The 20,907-nt window shown below is 62.8% G+C and carries 21 protein-coding genes; 16 read left to right on the top strand and 5 right to left on the bottom strand.

Annotation, left to right across the window (positions count from 1 at the left end):
- Positions 1–178: 178 nt before the first annotated feature.
- The 6 genes from CVN68_RS21915 (at position 179) to fcl (ending at position 7,905) form a co-directional block, all read left to right on the top strand.
- The gene (locus CVN68_RS21915) at positions 179–1,534 is read left to right on the top strand and encodes an O-antigen ligase family protein (RefSeq protein WP_158299026.1); all 1,356 of its coding nucleotides are present in this window, start codon (positions 179–181) and stop codon (positions 1,532–1,534) included.
- A gap of 114 nt (positions 1,535–1,648) precedes the next feature.
- Positions 1,649–2,314 (top strand): polysaccharide biosynthesis/export family protein, encoded by a 666-nt coding sequence (locus CVN68_RS21910; RefSeq protein WP_233503485.1) that lies wholly within the window; start codon positions 1,649–1,651, stop codon positions 2,312–2,314.
- Between the two features lie 36 nt (positions 2,315–2,350).
- Complete coding sequence (locus tag CVN68_RS21905) at positions 2,351–4,531, top strand: GumC family protein (protein ID WP_158299024.1); 2,181 nt, start codon at positions 2,351–2,353, stop codon at positions 4,529–4,531.
- On the top strand, positions 4,528–5,781 hold the full coding sequence (locus CVN68_RS21900; RefSeq protein WP_100284071.1) for a hypothetical protein: 1,254 nt from the start codon (positions 4,528–4,530) through the stop codon (positions 5,779–5,781). The genes CVN68_RS21905 and CVN68_RS21900 overlap by 4 nt, the downstream gene beginning before the upstream one ends.
- A gap of 124 nt (positions 5,782–5,905) precedes the next feature.
- Positions 5,906–6,973: a GDP-mannose 4,6-dehydratase gene (gmd, locus tag CVN68_RS21895; RefSeq protein WP_100284070.1), complete on the top strand. Its 1,068-nt coding sequence runs from the start codon at positions 5,906–5,908 to the stop codon at positions 6,971–6,973.
- The gene (gene fcl / locus CVN68_RS21890; protein ID WP_100284069.1) at positions 6,973–7,905 is read left to right on the top strand and encodes a GDP-L-fucose synthase; all 933 of its coding nucleotides are present in this window, start codon (positions 6,973–6,975) and stop codon (positions 7,903–7,905) included. The genes gmd and fcl overlap by 1 nt, the downstream gene beginning before the upstream one ends.
- Positions 7,906–8,069: 164 nt before the next feature.
- Here the strand turns inward: fcl and CVN68_RS21885 are convergent, their stop codons facing one another.
- Positions 8,070–9,356, bottom strand: coding sequence for a sugar transferase (locus tag CVN68_RS21885; protein WP_100284068.1), 1,287 nt, complete (start codon positions 9,354–9,356; stop codon positions 8,070–8,072).
- Between the two features lie 382 nt (positions 9,357–9,738).
- Between CVN68_RS21885 and CVN68_RS21880 the strand changes: the two genes are divergently transcribed.
- The 5 genes from CVN68_RS21880 to CVN68_RS21860 all read left to right on the top strand — a co-directional run bounded on the left by CVN68_RS21880 (position 9,739) and on the right by CVN68_RS21860 (position 14,375).
- Positions 9,739–10,392 carry a class I SAM-dependent methyltransferase gene (locus CVN68_RS21880; protein ID WP_199560162.1) on the top strand — a complete coding sequence of 218 codons (654 nt, stop codon included), beginning with the start codon at positions 9,739–9,741 and terminating at the stop codon, positions 10,390–10,392.
- 20 nt (positions 10,393–10,412) lie between these two features.
- Entirely contained in the window at positions 10,413–11,369 is a 957-nt protein-coding gene (locus CVN68_RS21875; protein WP_199560161.1) for an NAD-dependent epimerase/dehydratase family protein, read from the top strand.
- A gap of 16 nt (positions 11,370–11,385) precedes the next feature.
- Positions 11,386–12,486: a DegT/DnrJ/EryC1/StrS family aminotransferase gene (locus CVN68_RS21870; protein ID WP_199560160.1), complete on the top strand. Its 1,101-nt coding sequence runs from the start codon at positions 11,386–11,388 to the stop codon at positions 12,484–12,486.
- 3 nt (positions 12,487–12,489) lie between these two features.
- On the top strand, positions 12,490–13,449 hold the full coding sequence (locus CVN68_RS21865) for a glycosyltransferase family protein (RefSeq protein ID WP_100284064.1): 960 nt from the start codon (positions 12,490–12,492) through the stop codon (positions 13,447–13,449).
- Between the two features lie 203 nt (positions 13,450–13,652).
- Positions 13,653–14,375 carry a metallophosphoesterase family protein gene (locus CVN68_RS21860; protein ID WP_324870717.1) on the top strand — a complete coding sequence of 241 codons (723 nt, stop codon included), beginning with the start codon at positions 13,653–13,655 and terminating at the stop codon, positions 14,373–14,375.
- Positions 14,376–14,387: 12 nt separating this feature from the next.
- On the opposite strand, the gene CVN68_RS21855 is transcribed toward CVN68_RS21860, so the two are convergent.
- Positions 14,388–15,023 carry an FKBP-type peptidyl-prolyl cis-trans isomerase gene (locus CVN68_RS21855; RefSeq protein ID WP_100284062.1) on the bottom strand — a complete coding sequence of 212 codons (636 nt, stop codon included), beginning with the start codon at positions 15,021–15,023 and terminating at the stop codon, positions 14,388–14,390.
- An 88-nt stretch (positions 15,024–15,111) separates the two neighbouring features.
- Positions 15,112–15,318, bottom strand: coding sequence for a 30S ribosomal protein S21 (gene rpsU, locus CVN68_RS21850; RefSeq protein ID WP_019368605.1), 207 nt, complete (start codon positions 15,316–15,318; stop codon positions 15,112–15,114).
- Positions 15,319–15,575: 257 nt separating this feature from the next.
- Between rpsU and CVN68_RS21840 the strand changes: the two genes are divergently transcribed.
- The 3 genes from CVN68_RS21840 to CVN68_RS21830 all read left to right on the top strand — a co-directional run bounded on the left by CVN68_RS21840 (position 15,576) and on the right by CVN68_RS21830 (position 18,577).
- Entirely contained in the window at positions 15,576–16,433 is an 858-nt protein-coding gene (locus CVN68_RS21840; RefSeq protein ID WP_199560159.1) for a dioxygenase family protein, read from the top strand.
- Between the two features lie 144 nt (positions 16,434–16,577).
- Positions 16,578–17,315 (top strand): response regulator, encoded by a 738-nt coding sequence (locus CVN68_RS21835; protein WP_100284059.1) that lies wholly within the window; start codon positions 16,578–16,580, stop codon positions 17,313–17,315.
- Positions 17,312–18,577, top strand: coding sequence for an ATP-binding protein (locus CVN68_RS21830; protein WP_233503484.1), 1,266 nt, complete (start codon positions 17,312–17,314; stop codon positions 18,575–18,577). Before CVN68_RS21835 ends, CVN68_RS21830 begins: the two co-directional genes overlap by 4 nt.
- A 134-nt stretch (positions 18,578–18,711) precedes the next feature.
- Here the strand turns inward: CVN68_RS21830 and CVN68_RS21825 are convergent, their stop codons facing one another.
- Positions 18,712–19,041 carry a hypothetical protein gene (locus CVN68_RS21825; RefSeq protein WP_158299023.1) on the bottom strand — a complete coding sequence of 110 codons (330 nt, stop codon included), beginning with the start codon at positions 19,039–19,041 and terminating at the stop codon, positions 18,712–18,714.
- Between the two features lie 78 nt (positions 19,042–19,119).
- Here CVN68_RS21825 and CVN68_RS21820 point away from each other — a divergent pair, with 78 nt between their 5' ends.
- Entirely contained in the window at positions 19,120–19,500 is a 381-nt protein-coding gene (locus tag CVN68_RS21820) for a hypothetical protein (protein WP_158299022.1), read from the top strand.
- Positions 19,501–19,565: 65 nt separating this feature from the next.
- On the opposite strand, the gene CVN68_RS24505 is transcribed toward CVN68_RS21820, so the two are convergent.
- Positions 19,566–19,655, bottom strand: a complete 90-nt coding sequence (locus CVN68_RS24505) for a DUF6471 domain-containing protein (protein WP_407695553.1) — start codon at positions 19,653–19,655, stop codon at positions 19,566–19,568.
- 339 nt (positions 19,656–19,994) lie between these two features.
- Here CVN68_RS24505 and CVN68_RS21810 point away from each other — a divergent pair, with 339 nt between their 5' ends.
- Positions 19,995–20,888 carry a dioxygenase family protein gene (locus CVN68_RS21810; RefSeq protein ID WP_199560158.1) on the top strand — a complete coding sequence of 298 codons (894 nt, stop codon included), beginning with the start codon at positions 19,995–19,997 and terminating at the stop codon, positions 20,886–20,888.
- Positions 20,889–20,907 lie beyond the last annotated feature (19 nt).

Below are 20,907 nucleotides of genomic sequence, written 5' to 3'. Positions count from 1 at the left end.
CAGCGCAGATTAGCGCTTTGCCCTTATTGCGAGATCAACTATCGACTCGCGACACGCACCTGTCGGAATTCACGGACCTATTCCGGTCGCGCGAAATCCCCATGCGAAAACTGCTAACCGTCGCCAAGCCATGATCGGCTGCGCGGCGGATTGCGACTGTCAGGTGGGAAGAGGAACCATGTCGAAATCCGCCGATACAAAATCCGGACTTGAATTCGGACCCATTGCCGGAGGGCTGCTCGCCGTAGCCCTCATCCTTGGTGGCGCTGCGCGCCTCGAGGTTCTGTCCACGCTTCTCGTCCGCCTCGTAGCGATCGGGGTTTTGGTCGTGCTGGTCGCGCGGCAGGACTCATTCAGATCCCTCGGGCGGCATTGGCCCGCTTTCATCCTCGTGGCTCTGGTGGCGCTCCAGCTCGTACCTTTGCCGTTCGGCGTCTGGAGTTCCTTGCCCGGCAGACAGCTCGAAGTCGACATCTTCAGCCAGCTTCCCAATCCACACCCATGGATGCCGCTGTCGATGCACCCGCCTGGCACATTCAACACGTTGCTGTCTCTGCTTCCCCCGCTGGCCTTGCTGATGTCCTTGCCGCTGGTCGGTTTGACCTGGCGCCGCCGGCTGATCTATCTACTGATTGCGATCGCCTTGATAAACGGCGTCTTCGGGATGCTGCAGCTAGCGATGGGCGAAGAGAGTCCGCTGCGCCTTTATGCTGTCACCAATCGCGATTCGGCGGTGGGCCTGTTTGCCAATCGAAATCACAGTGCCAGCCTGATGGCCTGCGCGATCCCTTTCCTATTATGGTGGGCCGCCACCCCGTCCGCCAAGTTGCCGGGATCGAGTCGAGGTCTTTTGGCCGCCGGCGCGGTTTGCATATTGTTCATCAGCATCGCGGCAACCGCCTCACGCTCGGGCATCGTGCTTGCACTGGGAGCGACGCTGGTTTCGATCCTTGCCTATCACGGTGGCCGGCTGCGACGTTTGAGCTGGCGCGTGCGTGTCGGGGTAATTGTCGGGGCCGTGCTGCTCACCGTCATTGCGCTCGGCCTCTTCCCGCTCGTGCTCTCGCGTTTCGCAGAAGCGTCGCCTGCGGAAGACCTGCGCTTTCTCGTGCTGAACGACCTCGCCGGCATGGCGCGCGCCGTTTTCCCCGCCGGTTCGGGTTTCGGCACTTTCGACGTCGTGTATCGCGGTTACGAGAACGTCGACATCCTTCGCCCCACCTATCTGAACCATGCGCACAACGACCTGATAGAGTTGATCATCGAGGGAGGACTTCCCGCATTCCTGCTCCTCCTCGCTGCCCTGATCTGGTATGCGCGCACGGCCGTTCGAGCGGCGGCGGCGCGCCGTCAGAAGCGCCCCGAGGCGGAGCTGGCCGTCGCCGCGCTTCTCGCCGTCGCAATCCTGTTCGCGCACTCGATCTTCGACTATCCGCTGCGGACGCCGGCACTCGCATGCGTGCTGGCACTCGCAACCGGATTGCTGCTTCCCCCGGTGGCTCGCAGAGCCCGCCGCGGGGCCCTATCGGATTGACTTGGGAGATAGAGGCGCTTACGCGAAAAAGGGGCCTGCGGCAGCTATGTCAGGCAATTGGAATATGAAATATCCATGGGCGTTAATATGATCTCTCGCCGCTGCGCGCTGTTCGTGACCCCTTTGTTTGCGTTGCTTTCGGGTTGCTATTCCGGCGCCAGCATTCCGGCGCAGAGCTCGCCCGCGAACTTCCCCGCGCCCGATTCCATCGCGAGCCAGCCGAGCCGCGCTTATGTGATCGGCCCATTCGACAAGCTCCAGGTCATCGTGCTGGGCGTCAAGGATCTCGGCCGCGAGAGCGAAGTGAATGCCAATGGCGACTTCTCGATGCCCTTGATCGGTTTCGTGCGCGCCGCGGGAAAGACGCCTGATCAAGTCGCCTCCGACATCACCCTTCAGCTTGGCACCCGATATCTGCGCAATCCGCAGGTTACCGTGAACGTGCTCGAAACCAAGAGCCAGCTCGTCACGGTGGACGGCGCGGTGCGCGAACCGGGGGTTTTCCCGGTCACCGGCCGAATGACCCTGATGGGCGCCGTGGCCTTGGCCAAGGGAACCAACGAGGACGCTCAGCTGGACGAGATCGCCGTCTTCCGGACGATCAACAGCCAGCGCCAGGCCGCCGTATTCAGTCTCAAGAAGATATATCGTGGTGCGCAGCCGGATCCCGAGATATTCGGTAGCGATATCATCATAGTTGGTTCGGCGAACAACCGCAGGTTGTTCCGCGACCTCATCACCACTCTGCCGCTCGTGGCGATTTTCCGTCCCTTCGGCTAACAGGATATCGCCGTGAACTTCAATTCGCGCGAACTCGTGCCGGTCGCGCCGGCCGCGAGCGGCCAAACTGGTGCACGTTTCGACACCGAGACCGTGCTCAATTATTGGCGCACCGTGCTCAAGTGGCGCTGGCTCGTAATGGGCACCATCGTCGCCTGCGTCGCGATCGCCGTGCTCGTAACGCTGCTGTCCACTCCGATCTATCGCAGCACCACCACGGTCGAGATTTCACGCAACAACACCAATCCCCTTGGCATCGCGGGTGTCGAGCAGAACAGCTTCGCGCTCGATCAGGAATTTTATCAGACCCAATATGGCCTGCTGGGAAGTCGCGGCCTCGCGGAGCGCGTGGTGCGCACGCTAGGCCTTGCCCGGAACGACAAATTTCTTGACGAGACTGCCGTGCCGGAAACCGCGCAACGGGATGCGCGATCGAGGCAGCGCGAGAATCAGGCGCGAGAGGATGCCGCCATCGGGCGGGTGCAGGCCAACCTGACGATCGAGCCAATTCGCGGTTCGAGCCTTGTTCGCATTCACTTCAACAACCCTGATCCAGATCTCGCCGCCCGGGTTGCCAACACCATCGGCGAAGCCTTCATCCAGTCCAATCTGGACCGCCGTTTCCAGGCATCGGCCTATGCTCGCGATTTTCTTGAATCGCGTCTCCAGCAAGTCCGCGCCAAGCTCGAAAAGTCCGAGCGCGACCTTGTCGCCTATGCAAGCCAGCAGGGCATCATCACCATTGACGACAAGGGTACCGGCAGCGCGAGTTCGGCCAGTGGCACCAGCGATCGCTCGATCGTTGCCGCGGACCTGACCGCATTGAACAGCGAGCTCGCTGTGGCGACCGGCAACCGGATCGCCGCGGAAAGCAAATTAACCTCGGTCCGCAGCGCACCCCTCACCCGGCCCGAGGTTCTGGCCAACACCGCGATCTCTGAACTGATGCGCAATCGGGCCAATCTCAGCGCCGAGTATTCGCGCGGCCTGGAGACGTTCAAGCCAGACTATCCGGAAATGATGTCGCTGCGCTCGCAGATCGGCGAGCTCGACAAGCAGCTTCGCGCGACTGCCGAGCAGCTCACCCGTTCGGTGTCCGTCGAATATCAATCTGCGCTCAAGCGCGAGAACCTGCTCAAGGCCCGAGTGGAGATGCTCAAAGCGTCGGTCCTCGACCTGCGTAGCCGAAGCATCCAATACGCGATCTACCAGCGCGAGATCGATACCAACCGCGCGCTCTACGATGGCCTTCTTCAGCGTTACAAGGAGATCGGCGTCGCCGGCGGCATTGGCACGAACAACGTATCGGTTGTCGACCAAGCCCAGATCACCAAGTCACCTTATCGTCCGCGGCCCATTTTCAATGTGCTCGTCGGACTGCTTGTCGGCACTGCGCTGGGCATCGGCCTCGCCTTCGGCCTCGACCAGCTCGACAGTTCGGTCATCGCCCCGCAAGAATATGAGCAGAAGATAGGGATTCCGCTGCTCGGCAGCGTCCCGCTCGCTTCGGGTAGCGTGCTCGATGAACTCGCGGACAAGAAGTCAGCGGTTTCCGAAGCCTATTACTCGCTGCTCACGAATCTTCAGTTCACGACGAATGGCGGGGCTCCGAAAACACTTCTGGTCACCAGTTCGCGCGCATCGGAAGGCAAGTCGACGACGGCGCTGTCGATCGCACGGAACCTTGCCCACCTCGGCGCAGCGACCATTCTCGTCGATGCCGATATGCGCAAACCGTCGGTGCACCGCTCGCTGCAGCTTCCGAACAATGCCGGGCTGAGCAACCTGCTCTCCAACGACAAGGAAGTCGCCGACGTCATTCAGGACAGCGGCGTGCCTGGTCTGATGGTAGTGACGTCGGGCCCGCTGCCCCCTAGCCCCGCAGAATTGCTCTACGGCGACCATATGAAACAGGTGCTGCAGAAGCTCCTCGAGCGTGCGACCTATGTCGTGATCGACGGTCCGCCGGTACTGGGCCTGGCCGATGCGCCGCTGATCGCCAACTCGACCGAAGGCACGGTATTCGTGATCGAGGCCGGTTCTACCCGTGTGGCGATGGCCCGCCAGGCCCTTCGCCGCCTGCAGGATGCCAACGGCCACGTCGTTGGCGGCGCTCTCACCAAGTTCAACGTCAAGAAGGCTGGCTATGGCTATGGCTACAGCTATGAGCAGGCCTACACCTATGGCGGTGATACTGACCGCGCAGAGAAAGCATGACTGGCCGATCCCTCGGCGACTTCGCACGCTATGTCGCCGCGGGCGCCGCGGGCCTAGGCTTGGCCGGGCTCGCGATCGTGACGAGCATGGGCTTCGCACGGGCTGACCAGCAACGCGACGAACTGCCCGGCTGGGGCCCGGCAAGGCCCCTCGGCGAGGCCGTGTACGCGGAGCAGACGCTGTTGGTCCGCGGCATCGGTGTGGCCGGCTCCACCAATGTCGACCCTGCGATCCTCAATGAAGCGAAGCGGACGGCGATACGCTCGCTTCAGGGCGCCCCGCTACTCGTGCGTGCGCTGCGTACGCTGGCAATGGCCACGGCCCTCTCAGGGGATTATAGTCGTAGCGAGGATTTGATCGTGCTCGCCGGCCGGGCATCGCGGCGTGACCGTGGCACCGAAGCATGGTTGATCGAGCGCGCCTACCGTCTCAATCGACCGCAAGAAGCCGCGCTGCATTTCGACTCTCTCCTTCGCGTGACGCGCGGTGCGCGGGACGCTGCGTTCAAGACGACGGTGCCGATGATGAGCCGGCCTCCCTTGTTCGAAGCAGTGTCGCGGCGAATGGTGCTTCGCCCGGAGTGGCGGACACCTTTCCTGTATGAGGTCGGCACAACGGCGGATCCGAACGTCGCCATAGCCGCATTGCGGCGTCAGGCGGCGCTCGGCGCCTCCCCCACCGATGAGGAACTGCGCCCCTTCTTCGTCCGCTCCGCCAACTTGCCCGACGTGCCGAGATGGCGAGCGGCCTGGCTGGACTTCCTTCCCGCCTCTGCGCCCAAGAGAACTTTGGTTTATGATGGCGGCTTTGGCGGCGCGCCCGGTGTGGTGCCATTCAACTGGGAGCTGACCGAAGAACCCAACGTCAACGTGGTGCGTATCCCGCGCGACGACAGCAAGGGAAATGCCGTTCGCGCCGAACTCTATACCACTGGCGCCGCCTTGGCCGCGCGACAGCTGCTTGCATTGAAGCCGGGCCGCTATCGCTTCCGCGCTGCTTCGTCGATGGAAGTCGGAAACTCGCAAGGTGTTGCCTGGCTGGTTCGCTGCAATGGACAAGCTGGAACCGAGCTAATGCGCTCCGGAATCCAGGCCGGGAAGGCCTTCCAGTGGCAAGCGCAACGCTCGACATTCGAAGTGCCAGCAACGAACTGCGAGAGCCAGTGGTTGTTGCTGGCCATCGACGCCAACGGCGAGTCCAGCCAGCGAGCATTTTGGGTAGACGACGTGCAGATCGCCGCCGAGAGGTAAACGCGTCATCCGCGATTGAAAGCCCGAGACGGCGTGCTACACGACAGCGCCGTGTTCAAGGGGAATAGTGGCCCGCCGCCGTTCTCATCTGCATCCCATTGCGAAATCGTCGAAGGAAGCGAGATTGGTTCAGGAACGCATTGCACTCATTACTGGCGTCACCGGACAGGATGGTGCCTATCTGGCGAAGCTCCTTCTCGAGAAGGGGTATCGGGTACATGGCGTAAAGCGCCGGTCTTCCTCCTTCAACACCGGCCGTATTGAAGGGATCTACGAGGATCCGCACATCGAAAATCCGCAGTTCACGCTGCATTACGGCGACATGACCGACAGCACGAATATCATCCGGATCGTGCAAGAAACCCGGCCCACCGAGATTTACAATCTCGCCGCGCAAAGCCATGTACAAGTCAGCTTCGAAACACCAGAATATACAGCCAATGCTGACGCGATCGGCACGCTGCGGTTGTTGGAGGCGATGCGCATCCTCGGCATGGAGAAGACCTGCCGCTTCTACCAGGCATCCACCTCCGAACTCTATGGGCTCGTCCAGGAGGTTCCGCAGCGCGAGACCACTCCGTTCTATCCGCGATCGCCCTATGCAGCAGCGAAACTCTACGCATATTGGATCGTGGTCAATTACCGCGAGGCCTATGGCATCCACGCGTCGAACGGCATCCTTTTCAACCATGAGAGCCCGCTGCGCGGTGAAACCTTCGTGACCCGCAAGATCACGCGCGCTGCCGCAGCGATCAGCCTGGGACGTCAGGAAAAGCTATATCTGGGCAATCTCGGCGCCAAGCGGGATTGGGGACACGCGCGTGAATATGTCCGCGGCATGTGGCTGATGATGCAGCAGGACACGCCGGACGATTACGTCCTCGCCACCGGCAAGACGACCGAGGTCAGAACCTTTGTCGAATGGGCCTTCGCTGACGCGGGCATCGAGCTCGAATGGCGAGGAAGCGGAGAGGAAGAGAAGGGCTATTGCCGGCAGACCGGGAAATGTCTCGTCGAGGTCGACCCACGTTACTTCCGCCCCACCGAGGTCGAACTCCTGATCGGTGATGCTTCGAAAGCCGCAGAGAAACTCGGCTGGACGCATGAAACCAGCGCGCGCGAACTCGCCAGCGAAATGGTTCGCGAGGATTTGAAGATCATGCGCGACGCGCCGATCGCCAAGGGGAACTGATGTACGCGCTGGAAGGGCGCCGCGTCTTCGTCGCCGGCCATCGCGGGATGGTCGGCGGCGGGCTCGTACGCAGGCTGCAGAACGAGGGCTGTGAGGTCATCACGGCCTCGCGTGCGGAGATGGATCTGCGCGATCAGGCAGCTGTCCGCGAGTGGATGGCGCAATGCCGCCCGGATACCGTGCTGGTCGCCGCCGCCAAGGTTGGCGGCATCCTCGCGAACGACAGCCTGCCCGCCGATTTCCTCTACGACAATCTAATGATCGAGGCGAACCTAATCGAGGCCTCGCATCGGATCGGCGTGAACAAGCTGCTATTCCTCGGCTCGAGCTGTATCTATCCCAAGTTCGCGCCGCAGCCGATCACCGAGGATGCCCTGCTGACGGGCCCGCTGGAGCCCACCAACGAATGGTACGCGATCGCCAAGATCGCGGGTATCAAACTTGCGCAAGCGTACAGGCGTCAACACGGCAGCGACTTCATCGCAGCCATGCCGACGAACCTCTACGGTCCTGGCGACAATTTCGATCTCCAGTCCAGCCACGTTCTGCCCGCGCTGATGCGCAAGGCGCACGAGGCCAAACTGGCTGGCGAGACGAGCATGACGATCTGGGGGTCTGGAACGCCCTATCGGGAATTCCTGCACGTTGACGATTGCGCCGACGCGTGCGTCCACCTCCTCAAAACCTATTCCGGCGCCGAGCAGGTCAATGTCGGCTTTGGATCCGACGTCACCATTCTCGAGCTCGCCCGCTTGATTGCCGAAGTCGTCGGCTTCGAAGGCGATATCATCTGCGATGCCAGCAAGCCCGACGGAACCCCGCGCAAGCTGATGGACTCCTCCAAATTGCGTGCAACCTGCTGGGCGCCACGGATCGAACTCCGCGAGGGTGTGCAGTCAACCTATGGATGGTTCCTCGAACATCACGCCTAGCAGGCGCCGAATGTGCCACATCTGACGACGTCCGGGCCCCGCGGCGCAAAGCGCGAGCGTCGCCAGACGACGACTTCGCTGCAATCCTGTTTCGGCACCCGTGCAACTGCGCGGCGCGCCGGAGCGGGTCGAAGCCAGCAACGGGCCCGCCGTCCGCCCGTCCGTTACTTCGAGCCGAACCCCGACAAGATGGTCTGAACGGTCCGCAGCACGATGAGGATATCCAGACCCGCCGATAGGTTCTTGATATAGTAGAAGTCGTACTTGAGCTTGTCGTTGACATCTTCCAGCGATGTCACGTGGCCCAGATTCACCTGGGCCCAGCCCGTGATGCCAGGACGCACGATGTGCCGATATAGATAGAATGGCAGTTCCCCGTCATACCATTGCGAAAGGGAAACAGCCTCGGGCCGTGGGCCAATCCAGCTCATCTCACCCCGCAATACGTTCCACACTTGCGGCAGCTCGTCGAGACGGCTCCTGCGCAAGAAGCGACCGACCTGGGTGACGCGATCGTCATCGGTCCGCGTCATCGCGTCGGCCCGGGCATCCTCTTCATCCTCGATTGGAGGGCGCGGCCGCATTGTCCGAAACTTGAACATGCGGAATGGTTGGCCGCGATACCCCATCCGCTCCTGCAAGAAGAGCACCGGCCCGGCGGAGTCGAGACGGATTATCAGCGCGATCCCGAGCAGCACGGGTATCAATATCGGGATCGCGACGATGCAGCCGACGACATCCGCCACGCGCTTGACCTTGCGATATGCGAGGTTCGGCACGAGCGACCCGAAGCTGTTTTCCGACAAATGATCGATGGACGACTTGCCCGTAAGCGATTCGCCGAGCAACTTGGTATGATAGACCGGATGCCCACGCACCGCAGCTTCGGCCAAGGTCCTTTCCCATTCGCCGTCATGGTCGTGGTGCAGGTCGGCGACAATTGGTGCAAATCGCTCGGCCGGCACCTCGGGGGTGCGCATTATCACCCAGTCAACGCCCTCATTGGCGAGGAGCGTCTCGACGTTGCCCGCGGGAACGACATAAAAGCGCCGGACGCCGTAGCGGTCGAGCCAATAGCCGATGATGAACGAGGTCACGATGGCCATTCCGAAACTGCTCGCCATATAGATGCGAGCATATTCGAACCGTGAGGCGAACAGGAACGCCAATACCAAGCCGTAGGATGTCGCATAAGACGGCAAAATCAGGTCGTAGGCACGCGTCCCTGGAAATTCGGTCACTCTACGAAGCAGAAAGAGGCCGAATACAACGCCCACCACTGCGGCGATGATGCTGTTGCGCGAGGCGGCGTTGCCCAGCCCGTCCTGCACCAGATCCTGGTACCGCACGACCGCCGGCAACACCACGGCCAGCACAAGACTCACCAACGCTTGCACGCGCAGCGAGACCAGCAGAGAGCCGCCCGCTCGAACCGAACGCCCTGCAACCATCAACACCCTCGGCTCCCTGTTACACCGCGAATGCAGTCGCACCGATCTTACTGTGCGGCAATCACTCAATCACGTTTTGCTACGCTGCGGCGCCCCCGTCTTCACAGGAAGCAAGAACACTTTCGATGGCGATCGATTTTCCGGCAGGGCCTGAGGTTCCCGGGGTCGAGGCGCGTCGAGCCTTTGCGCACGACGACAGATATTCCATCGGCGCGAATCGCAACGGCACTGGACGGAACTGACAAAGCGCGGCACGTGGGCCGGATGTCGGCAACCACCGACATGACCGCTCAATCTGTCGCACGGTATTTGAATGATCGCTCAGAACGCCCGGACATGGATTCGAAGCCAGCAGTTCGACCCCGGTCCGCTGGGCGCGCTGGTGAATCCCTTCTTCCTCGCCAGGCGCGCGCTGCGCCGCGAGATTGCGACACTGGCTGCGCAATGCTCGGGTCGCCTGCTCGACGTCGGCTGCGGCAGCAAGCCGTATCGCAGCCTGTTCTCGACACCAGACTATATCGGCCTGGAAATCGACTCCCCGATGACGCGCACACGGGGCTTTGCCGACGCCTTTTATGATGGCCATCGCTTCCCGTTCGACGACGCCAGCTTCGAAACCGTGCTCTGCAATCAGGTGCTGGAACATGTGTTCAATCCAGAAGAATTCGTCCGGGAGATCGCACGCGTGCTCAAGCCCGGCGGAAAGTTGCTGCTCACGGTACCTTTCGTGTGGGACGAGCATGAACAGCCCTATGATTTCGCGCGCTATTCCTCGTTCGGCCTGCGCGATCTGCTGAGCAGGCAAGGGTTGGATGTCGCGACCCACCGCAAGACTCTTCCCAATCTAGGGCTACTCGGTCAGCTGGCGGGCGCCTATTTCTACAAGATCGCATGGAAGCACGGCACTGTGGCGAGAGCCCTGGCAATGGGAGCACTGATCGCACCCTCCTCGTTGGTCGGGTGGCTCTTGGGTGCCATTCTCCCGAACAACCTCGATCTTTACCTCGACAATGTCGTGTTGGCGAACCGCGCATGACTGACTTTCAAGGCAAGCCGGTGCTCGTCACCGGCGGCTTGGGGTTGCTCGGCTCAGCGATCGCGCGGCATCTGGTGCATGCGGGAGCGCGGGTCACGATCGTGGACAGCCTCGAGCCGCTGTTCGGCGGTAATCGCAACAACATCGCCTCAATCGAGAACCAAGTCGAGGTTCATATCGGCGACATCGGCGACACCGACCTGATGGCGCGTCTGGTGCGCGGCAAGACTCATATTTTCGAACTCGCCGCCCAGATCAGCCATATGGATTCGATGCATAACCCGCAGCGCGACCTGGCGATCAACTGCGCGGGAACGCTCGGCCTGCTGGAACTCTGCCGGAGGCTCGCTCCCGAGATTAGGGTCGTTTTCGCCAGCACGCGCCAAATCTATGGGACGCCGCAATATCTCCCGGTCGACGAACAGCACCGGCTCCGACCCCCGGATATCAATGGTATCCACAAGGTGGCGGCCGAAGACTATCATCGCCTTTACAACGAAGTTTATGGCCTGCGCTCCACCACATTGCGCCTGACCAACATCTACGGCCCCGGTATGCGTGTGCGCGATGCCCGGCAGACCTTTGTCGGTCTGTGGTTCAAGCTGCTGATTGAAGGCCGGCCGATCTCGATTTTCGGCGATGGCCAGCAGCGCCGCGATTTCACCTATGTCGACGATTGCGCCGAAGCCTTTCTCGCCGCCGCCGGGGACGCCCATGTCGGAGCCACCTACAATCTGGGTGGCGACGGGCCGGTGTCGCTGACCGAGCTCGCACGTCGCATGATGGCAGCCAATGGCGGCGGCGAAGTCGCGCACATACCATTTCCCGCGGACCGCAAGGCGATCGACATCGGCGACTATTGGGCCGACGATAGCGCCTTCCGTGGCGCCTCTGACTGGCTTCCACGCACCTCGCTTGATAAAGGCCTGCAGTCCACGCTGGCTTTTTACCGTCAGCACCTTCCTGCTTATCTCTGAACGCCAGAAGAAGACGATGTCCCAGATCTTAATGAATGACTTTCGAGCAGAGCCCGAGAGGCTCAAGCGGGCCATGCGCGCGGCGTTCGACGAGGTGCTGGAATCGGGCTGGTACATCTTGGGAAAGCGCCTCGAAAGGTTCGAGGAGAAATGGGCGCAGGAATGCGGTGTCGCGCGCTGTGTCGGCGTTGCGAACGGCCTTGATGCGATCGAAATCGCCCTGCGCGTATGCGGCATCGGTCCGGGCGACGAAGTCATCACGACGCCGATGACGGCGTTCGCCACCGCGCTCGCGGTCCTTCGGGTAGGCGCGACACCGCGCTTCGCCGACATCGATCCCGACACTGCCCTGCTCTCGGTCGCCTCCGCACGCGCGTTGATCGGCCCCAAAACACGCGCGATCATCCCGGTCTATCTATACGGGCAGTTACGCGAACCCGAGGCGTGGGTGGAGCTCTGCGACCAGCACGGACTGGAGCTAATCGAAGACTGCGCACAGGCGCACCTCGCTTCGGTGGGAGGCCGCATCGCCGGAAGCTTCGGCAAGGCGGGTGCGTATAGTTTCTATCCTACCAAGAACCTCGGAGCTCTTGGCGACGCCGGCGCGCTGGTCACGGACGATCTCGAGCTTGCGGACAAAGCCGCGCGTTTCCGCAACTATGGGCAAAGCCTTCGCTACCATCATCCAGACCTCGGTCAGAACAGTCGACTGGACGAGGTTCAGGCGGCGATCCTCGATGTCCGGCTCGGCTGGCTGCACACCCAGACCGACCGCAGGCGCGAGATCGCGGCCCGGTATTCCGCCGAAATTTCGAACCCCGCGATTCGCTTGCTGGCCCCGCCCACCGAGCGCGATGCTCATGTCTACCACCTCTACGTGATCGCATGCGAAACGCGCGATGCACTTCAGGCGCATCTGGAGCAGGCTGGCATCCAGACTCATATCCACTACCCGATAATCGTACCGGATCAGCCGCCTTGCGCCGCGCAGGATAGCGATGCTGTTCCGCATGCGCGTCAGCACGCCGCAACCTGTCTCTCGTTGCCCATTCATCCCGGCCTCGATGAAGAGGCGGTTTCGCGCGTCGTGGCCGCGGTCAACATGTTCGGGCAATGAGCGATGGAGCATTTCGTATCGATCTGCGATCGCAACTTCCTCCCGCAGGTGCTCGCGCTGTTTCGCTCGATGGAGCGGCATTGCGAGCCCTTCGTTTTGTGGGTGCTGACCGTCGATGATGCCGCTGCGGACATGCTCGAGTCGCTCGCGCTGGGCGACCGCATGAAGGTTATCCGCAGTACGCGCGTTGAGACGCCCGCGCTCGCGGCTGCGCGGGCCGAGCGCCATACGGGCGAGTTTTGCTGGACGCTGACGCCGTTTTCGCCGCGCATCGTGTTCGATGCGGATCCGTCGGTGCAGCGCGTGACCTATCTCGACGCCGATCTATGGTTCCGCGGCTCTCCCCGCCCACTCTTCGCCGAGCTCGAGCAGAGCGGCAAAACAGTCCTGATCACTGATCACAACTATGCCCCGGATCACGACCAGTCGGACCGCACCGGCCGCTTCTGCGTCCAGTTCATGACCTTCGCGCGCTCAGGCGCCGAGGCGGTGATCGACTGGTGGTCCGCGCGCTGCCTCGAATGGTGCTACGCGCGCTTCGAGGACGGCAAGTTCGGTGATCAGAAGTATCTCGACGACTGGGAGGAGCGCTTCCCGAACGAGGTTCACGTGTTACGGGATCCAGAGCTGATCCTCGGACCTTGGGGCGCAACCCGGTTTCCGTTTGCGCGGTCTCGAGTCTATCATTTCCACGGACTGAGGCTGCTCGCGGGCGGACGCGTCCTGCTGTCGCGCGGCTACACGATCCCGGCATCCTACGCGCGCGGCCTCTACCAGCCCTATCTGCGCGATCTATCCTGGGCGGCAGGCAAACTCACCGATGCCGGGTTCGCGCTTCCGGTACAGGCGAAGCAGCCGGGTCCAATCACGGCTCTGGGCATCTTCGCACGCCGCTTTCAGCGGTGGATTGCCCGTCAGGCGCCGTTCCAGACCGGGAGGATCGCACCCGATCGGCAGGGATAGCGCAGCGCCGGTCTGCCTGCATCTTGTGCGCGCCAGCTTCGTTGGATAACGAGACGCCATCGCAGCGCGGCGGCAAAATGCGACGATGTCGCGAGCCGTTCCCGTAAAGCATTCGATCTTGGCGATGAATGAAAGCCTGATCATCCATGTTCTCGAAATTGTTCCGTGCTCGTACGAAATCCGATTCGGCATCTTCCGCGACGGTGCCAGCCGGCCAGCGTATCTATGCCATCGGCGACATCCACGGCCGGCTCGACCTGCTGAATCTGATGCTCGACCGCATCGCGCAGGACGACCGGGCGCGCGGTGCGGCCGAAAGCCACCTCATCCTGCTGGGAGACCTGATCGATCGCGGCCCGCAATCGGCAGACGTCGTGCAGCGCGCCATCGAGCTCGAGCGCACGCGCGCACGCACCCATTTCCTGCTGGGCAATCACGAGGAAGTGTTCCTCAAGGCGATCGGCGGGGATCTGAAGGCGTTGGCATTCTTCACGCGGATTGGCGGCAAAGAGACGATCCTCAGCTATGGCATCGCCGACGCCGATTATCGTAACGCCGGGTTCCCGGAACTGCTGGAGCTCTGGCGTGCCAACGTACCCCCTGCGCATATCGAGTTTCTCAACCGCTGCGAGGACCTGCTCGTCTTCGGCGATTACGCGTTTGTTCACGCCGGCGTCCGGCCAGACAGACCGCTGGACAGCCAAAAGGCGAGCGACCTACGCTGGATTCGTGACGAGTTCCTCGGCCACAGCGGCGACTTCGAGAAGATCATCGTCCACGGTCACACTATCACCGAAGACGTCGAATCGCTCGCGCACCGCGTCGGCCTCGACACGGGTGCGTATTTGAGCGGGAAGCTCTCGGCGATGGGCTTCGAGGGCACCGAACGCTGGATCCTCCAGACGGAGGCCCCCGCGGCCGCGTAACGCGGCGTAGCGTTACTGCTGCTGCTGCGGGCCACCCGGGGCCGGGCCGGCGGGACCGCCCGGAGCACCGCCCTGTTGTTGCTGTTGCATCATCTGCTGCATCATCATCTGCTGGACGACAGCGGCAGGAAGGATGCGCTCGGGGCTGACAGTGAAGACCAGCATCGCATCGGGCGGAACGCGCTCGGGATCCGGGCTCTGCACGCCTGGCGCACCGTAAGCGAGATTGGCCGGGATCCACAGGCGGTACTTGCCGCCCTTCTGCATCAGCTTGAGGCCTTCGAGGAAGCCCGGTATCGCGCTACCCTGCTGGACCGGGAAGGGCACCGCGCGCTCACTCTTGTCGAACACGCTGCCGTCGCGGAAGCGGCCTTCGTAGTTGGCGACGACATAGTCGCCCTCGCCCGCCTTGGCGCCCTCACCGGCCTCCAGCACCTGATACTGAAGGCCTGACGCGGTCGTCTTCACGCCCGAACGGCTCTTGTTCCAGGCCAGATACTGCGCGTCGGTGCCCTTCGCGGCGACTTGCTCGCGCGTGCCCAGCCAAGCGAGTCCGGCCGCCAGCGAAATCGCCAGCAGCCCACCGATCCACAGCCAGACCTTATAAGCCCGCTTGACGGGCTGAAGCGGAACGGCGGTCACGGACATCGAGTCATCCCCAGATCGGCGTTCCGCCGCTTAACTTCGCGATCTTCACGCATATAGTGAAAGAAAGCCGCGCTGAAGCGCAGGATTCTTACCGTGCGCTGTCACGCTCCACGCGCTTGCGCTCGAGCTTGCGCGCACGGCGAACCGCAGCGGCACGCTCGCGGGCGCGCTTCTCGCTGGGCTTCTCATAGTGACGGCGAAGCTTCATCTCGCGATAGACGCCCTCACGCTGCAGCTTCTTCTTGAGCGCCCGCAGCGCCTGGTCGACGTTATTGTCGCGAACGATGATTTGCATAAGGCCGTACAGCTCCGATCTCGATACAATAGATTATGGTTCGCCGGAGCGCAGGCTGCGGCGTTATCGGGGCCACCTATCAGGGCGATTCCTATTTTTCAAGGGAAGAAAGCCTCGCCGTATCCCGACGGCGGCGCTCTTTTGCATGCCCCGGCTTGCGCGAAAGAAGCGAGAAGCTCATAGAAAAGTGAGCAAAAAAGGATACAGGCGTTATTGCCAGCGTGATCGCGGCGAGACGATTAGAGGGAAATATTGCGATGTCCGTGAAGCCGAAGCCTCGCAACCCCTACGCACGCGGCGCCTGCGCACTGGCGTTCGGCATGCTCGCGCTGGCAGGCTGCGACAACGGCACCACGCCGACTCCCATCCCGACACCGACGCCAACCCCGACACCGACCCCGACACCGACGCCAACCCCCACGCCGACACCCACACCGACCCCGACCTGTGCTGCCGCGGCGTTTCCGCGCACCGGCCCGAACAACTGGCCTGCGGACGGCACGACCAACGAGGCCGGCCTCAATCCCAACATCCTGACACAGCCCGGAATTGTGCGAAGCGATATCCGGGCGAGCTTCCTCAACGGTTCGACCGCAACTCCGGTGACGGAAGCGCCCGTTCCGATCGACTTCACGATCACGCTGGTAAACTACAACGCGAATTGCGCACCGCTCGTGGGCTACGCCATCTACATCTGGCATGTGAACCAGAAGGGTGCCTATTCCTATTACCCGACGCGGGTGGATGCCAACGAGAGCTACAATCGCGGCATGCAGGTCACCGATGCCAACGGCCAAGTACATTTCAAGATCTACTACCCGCTGAGCGCCGAGGGGTTGTATCCGTTCGTCGGATTCGAAGTATTCCCCAGCCTTGCGGCAGCCACGCATGGCTCGAATGCGATATTCAATTCCCAAATGTCTTTCGACTACAACCTGCTTACCAATATTTTCGATGAGAATAGCTATACCGTGCGATTCTCCACCTGGACCAATCAATTCCGACCGCACACCCCCGCTGAGCGTGAGCAGGAAACCATCAAACTGACCCGCGTCGGCTCTCCCCGCGCGACCGGATTGACGGGTGGCATCACCGTCCCAATCACACTGCCTTGAGTCCTGGACCTTAGCAGCGCGGTTGAAATCCGCTGAATTTACTTCGATTGCGGAGCATGTGGCCGCGATGCAACGGTGCGATCACATTACACCGCGTTGCAGCGCTGCAACGCGGCCGATAGGTTCGCCTGCCATTCGACACGCATGCAGTTAGCCCACGCCCTGGACCTCGAGACCCGCATCCTCATCGTCGACGACGATCCCGGAATCCGCGAACTGACCGCGGGGTTCCTGTCGCAGCACGGCTATGTCGTCGATACCGCCGCCGGCGGCGCAGAGATGCGCGAAGCGATGGCGGCACAGGAATATGCCCTCGTGGTGCTCGATCTGATGATGCCGGGCGAGGACGGGCTCACCATCCTGCGCGCGATGGACCGCGAGACCGGTCCGGCGGTGATCCTGCATTCGGTGATCGGCGAGGACGTCGATCGTATCGTCGGGCTCGAGATGGGCGCGGACGATTATGTCGCCAAGCCGGCCAATCCGCGCGAGCTGCTCGCGCGGATCCGCTCGGTGCTGCGGCGCAGCGGCAGCGGCGAGCGCGCGGCGGCGAAGATACCCGATCGCCGGTTCCTCCGCTTCGCCGGGTGGCGGCTCGATCCGGTGGCGCGGCAGCTCTACGATCCCGAAAACGTGATCATCAATCTTTCCGACGGTGAGTTTCGGCTGCTGCTCGCTCTCGCCGAGCGCCCGAGACGGGTGATGACCCGCGACATGCTGCTCGATCTGTCACGCGGGCCCACCGCCGAGCATTTCGACCGCGCGATCGACGTGCAGATGAGCCGCCTGAGAAAGAAGCTCACCCGGCCCGGGCGCGAGGAGCTGATCCGGACGATCCGCAACGAAGGCTATATGTTCGTCGCCGAAGTTTCGGCGAAGTGAGGCGCCCGCGCTCGATCACTCTTCCGATCGTGTTGCTGGTGATCGCGGCGGCACTGATCGCGACGACGGTGCAGTTCACATCGATGTTCAGCGGCCCGCCGCCGTGGTTTCGGCCGACGCCGATCGCGCGCGTGGCGGAGGCGCTGCGCACCGGCCGAGTGCCCGACAACGCCCGCGGGATCGAGGTCACCCGCATCAGCGAGGACCGGTTCGGCCGCAGCGAGGAACGGTCCTCGCCCGCGCGCGACGCCGCGATCGCCGCACTGATCCCCGCCCCCGCGAACCGGATGCAGGGCTTTTACGAGTTCCCGCCGCGCGACCCCGACAGCGACATCTTTGGCAGCTTCACCGTGGGTCTGCGCGACGGCGACGGCTGGATCCTCGTCTCGACCGCGCCGCCGCCGACGTTCACCAGCTGGCATTTCCGGCGACTGGCGGGGATGCTGATCACGCTGGCAGTGTTGTCGGTGCTCGCCTGGTATGTCGCGCGGCGGATCTCGCGGCCGATCCGCGAGCTCGCCCATGCCGCCACGCGGGCGCGGCTCGGCGCGCGGCCGACGATCCCGCATGGCGGCCCGAGGGAAGTGCGCGAACTCGCCGAGGCGGTCGAGGCGATGCAGGACCGCATCCTCCAGCAGGCCGAGGGCCGCACGGCGATGCTCGCGGCGATCGCGCACGATCTCGGCACGCCGCTCTCGCGCATCGCTTTCTGGGTCGAGCAGCTCCCCGAGGCAGCGCGCGACCGCGCATCCGCCGATATCGACGAGATGCGGGCGATGCTGGGCGCGGTGCTGCGCTTCACCCGCGACGACCGCAGCCGCGAGCAGCATGCGCGGCTCGATCTGGGCAGCCTGATCGAGAGCCTTGGCGACGATCTCGCCGCGGCGGGAGTGCTAGTCGACGTCGATCTCGGCCCGCGGGTGATCATCGAGGGCGATCCGGTGGCGCTGCGCCGGCTGTTCACCAATCTGGTCGAGAATGCCGTGCGCTATGGCGATCGCGCGCGACTGTGCTGGTCGGTATCCGCCGGCTGGGCCGAGGTGCTGGTCGAGGACGAAGGGCCGGGCTTTCCCGCCGGCCGCGCCGAGGCCCTGTTCGCGCCGTTCGTGCGCGGCGAGGCTTCGCGCAACCGGGCGACCGGCGGCACCGGGCTGGGGCTGGCGATCGTGCGGTCGATCGCCGAGGCGCATGGCGGGGAGGTATTGCTGACGAACCGCGATGCGGGCGGCGGGCGGGTCCGGGTGCGGCTGCCGGCGGAGTGATTTTCAGTCCTCTCTCGCGGCGCGGAGGTGGCGCGCGCAGCGCGACCGGCATTATGTAGAAATGTGCCAAGGCGGCGGCGAACGCCATCAGGTGCGATACATATGCCGCCCAATGAAGGGCAAAGAGCGTGTCTTTAATTTATCTCGCGATCGAAGTTGTGCCTTTTCCCGCCCCAGCGGCGGTAGGTATTTCCAAAAGCGACTTTAGCTTGAAATGCGAAGCCGAGGCATCGCTCTATCCCGAGAGGGTCTTCATAAAATACTTGGCAGATGATAGGAGGGGGTTTCATCCGAAACGCCACCACGCCTTCGAATCCAACAAGCTTGAAGACGCCGGGCTGCCCAAACTCTTCGGGAGATACCGACTCGCCTTTAGCAAGGACGGCGTAAACCTCTCGCTCTTCGAGACTGACCCTGCCGCCGCCGTAGACGCGCATAACAATGTTGGTCACGGTGGCGGGCATCTCTCCCACGTTCGTAAGGCTAATCTCCGGCGTAAGTGGAATGTGGCGGCTTGGTTCGTCAGGCCTCAGGGAAGCGATATGCTCGGGAGCCGTGAAGGCGCCGCCAACTTTGGGGATAAGCCAAGGTTTGAACCCGGCTTGGTAAGCCTGTCGCGCGAGATCAAGATTCGCCTCACCCTGCCGGATCGTTTTGAGCAGCGCGAACAGCCCACCGATGCCTATCGGAACCGACACGAACGCAACACCCGCGGCTATCATTCCCGCCATCGCGGCGCGCTGTTGGGCGGTCAAATCCTGTTCGGCGCGTGCTGTTTCCTCGCTGGCCTCTATAGCATCATACACGCATTCGAAAACGTCGACAGGATCGGATTTAGCGCAGCGTTCCTGCGCGCCAATCTTGGCTATCTTGGCATGCTGGTGGGGACTGGCGTGGCGGCGCTCGGACTGTTCACCATTTAGGGCGCCCAATACATAGAGGAGAACAGCGCAGCCCAATATAAGCGTCAGGCAAAACCCCGCGGCCGCTACAGGCGTAAGTCGCTTGTTCCAATCGCTTCCAGACATTGCAGTAGAAACACCGCCGTGAATTTGCCCCGGCTGACCTTGTTCCTGATATTGGGTTCGGAGTCTATGACGCCGATGTCGGCCAGCTTTCCGACCAGCTGCGCCTAGATGATACCCTTCCGGGCAGCTCTGCTTGCAGGAGGCGCTTCACGCGGTCCTCCCATTCCTTCTCCTGCGTCGGCATGTGAACCGATTGCCGTCGAAAACGATGCGTAGGTGCCTCTCCACGAGAGGATCGCCCGCGGCCAAGCTCCCTCCATCAGCTTCGCCGGTCCCCTCCCCCGCTGCGCGAGGGAGGATTGAGACGCGTTGAAACATTCCGCCATCCCGCGAAATCGCGCGGTGCGACCGGCGCCCCATTCCTGCCATCGACCAGCGGGAGCATCGCATTGCATCAAGACATTCACGAACACGATTTCGGCCTCGCGCATGATCTTCAGGCGATCAACGCCCTCGCCAGCCGCCGCCGGGCGCTGCGCTGGTTCGCGGGGGCCGGCGCGGGGGCTTTGCTGACGGCGTGCGACGGCAGCGATAGCGCCGGCGCCGTGGTGACGCCCACGCCTTCGCCCGGCGCCAGCGCCACTCCGACACCAGGTCCGACTTCGACGCCGACTCCGACTGCGGGCTGCGTCGCCGACCCGAGCGAGACCAACGGCCCCTACCCTGCCGACGGCACCAATACGTCCAGCGGGCTCACTTCGAATGCGCTGACTGCCGCCAATGTGGTTCGCAGCGACATCCGGCCGAGCTTCATCGGCAGCTCAGCCGCGGTGGCCGCGGGGGTGCAGGTGACGCTCACCCTGACCGTGGTGAACGTCAATTCGGCATGCGCGCCGCTGGCAGGCTATGCCGTCTATCTGTGGCACTGCGACCGCGACGGGAAATATTCGCTCTACGATCTTCCCAACGAGAGCTATTTGCGCGGCGTGGGGGTGACCGATGCCAACGGACAGGTAAGCTTCACGACGATCTTCCCAGGCTGCTATGCCGGGCGCTGGCCGCACATTCATTTCGAAGTCTTTTCGAGCCTGAGCAATGCGACCAGCGGGCGCTATGCGGCGCTCGTCTCGCAGCTGGCGATGCCGGCGGCGGCGTGCAGCGAGGTCTATAACAATGCCGGCGGCTATGGCACCAGCCTGCGCAACCTGGGGGGCGTATCGCTGTCGGGGGACAATGTCTTCGGCGACAATGCGAGCGCGCAGATCGCGCAGCAGACGCCGGCGATGAGCGGCAGCGCGGCAGTTGGCTATACCGCGACGGCGGTGATCGGGCTGGCCCTATAACCCCTGCCCCGTGCTCCTG

It is taken from the genome of Sphingomonas psychrotolerans (assembly GCF_002796605.1).
Lineage (GTDB): Bacteria > Pseudomonadota > Alphaproteobacteria > Sphingomonadales > Sphingomonadaceae > Sphingomonas > Sphingomonas psychrotolerans.
The sequence above is the reverse complement of the archived record's forward strand: the minus strand, read 5'-3'. Positions and strand labels throughout refer to the sequence as shown.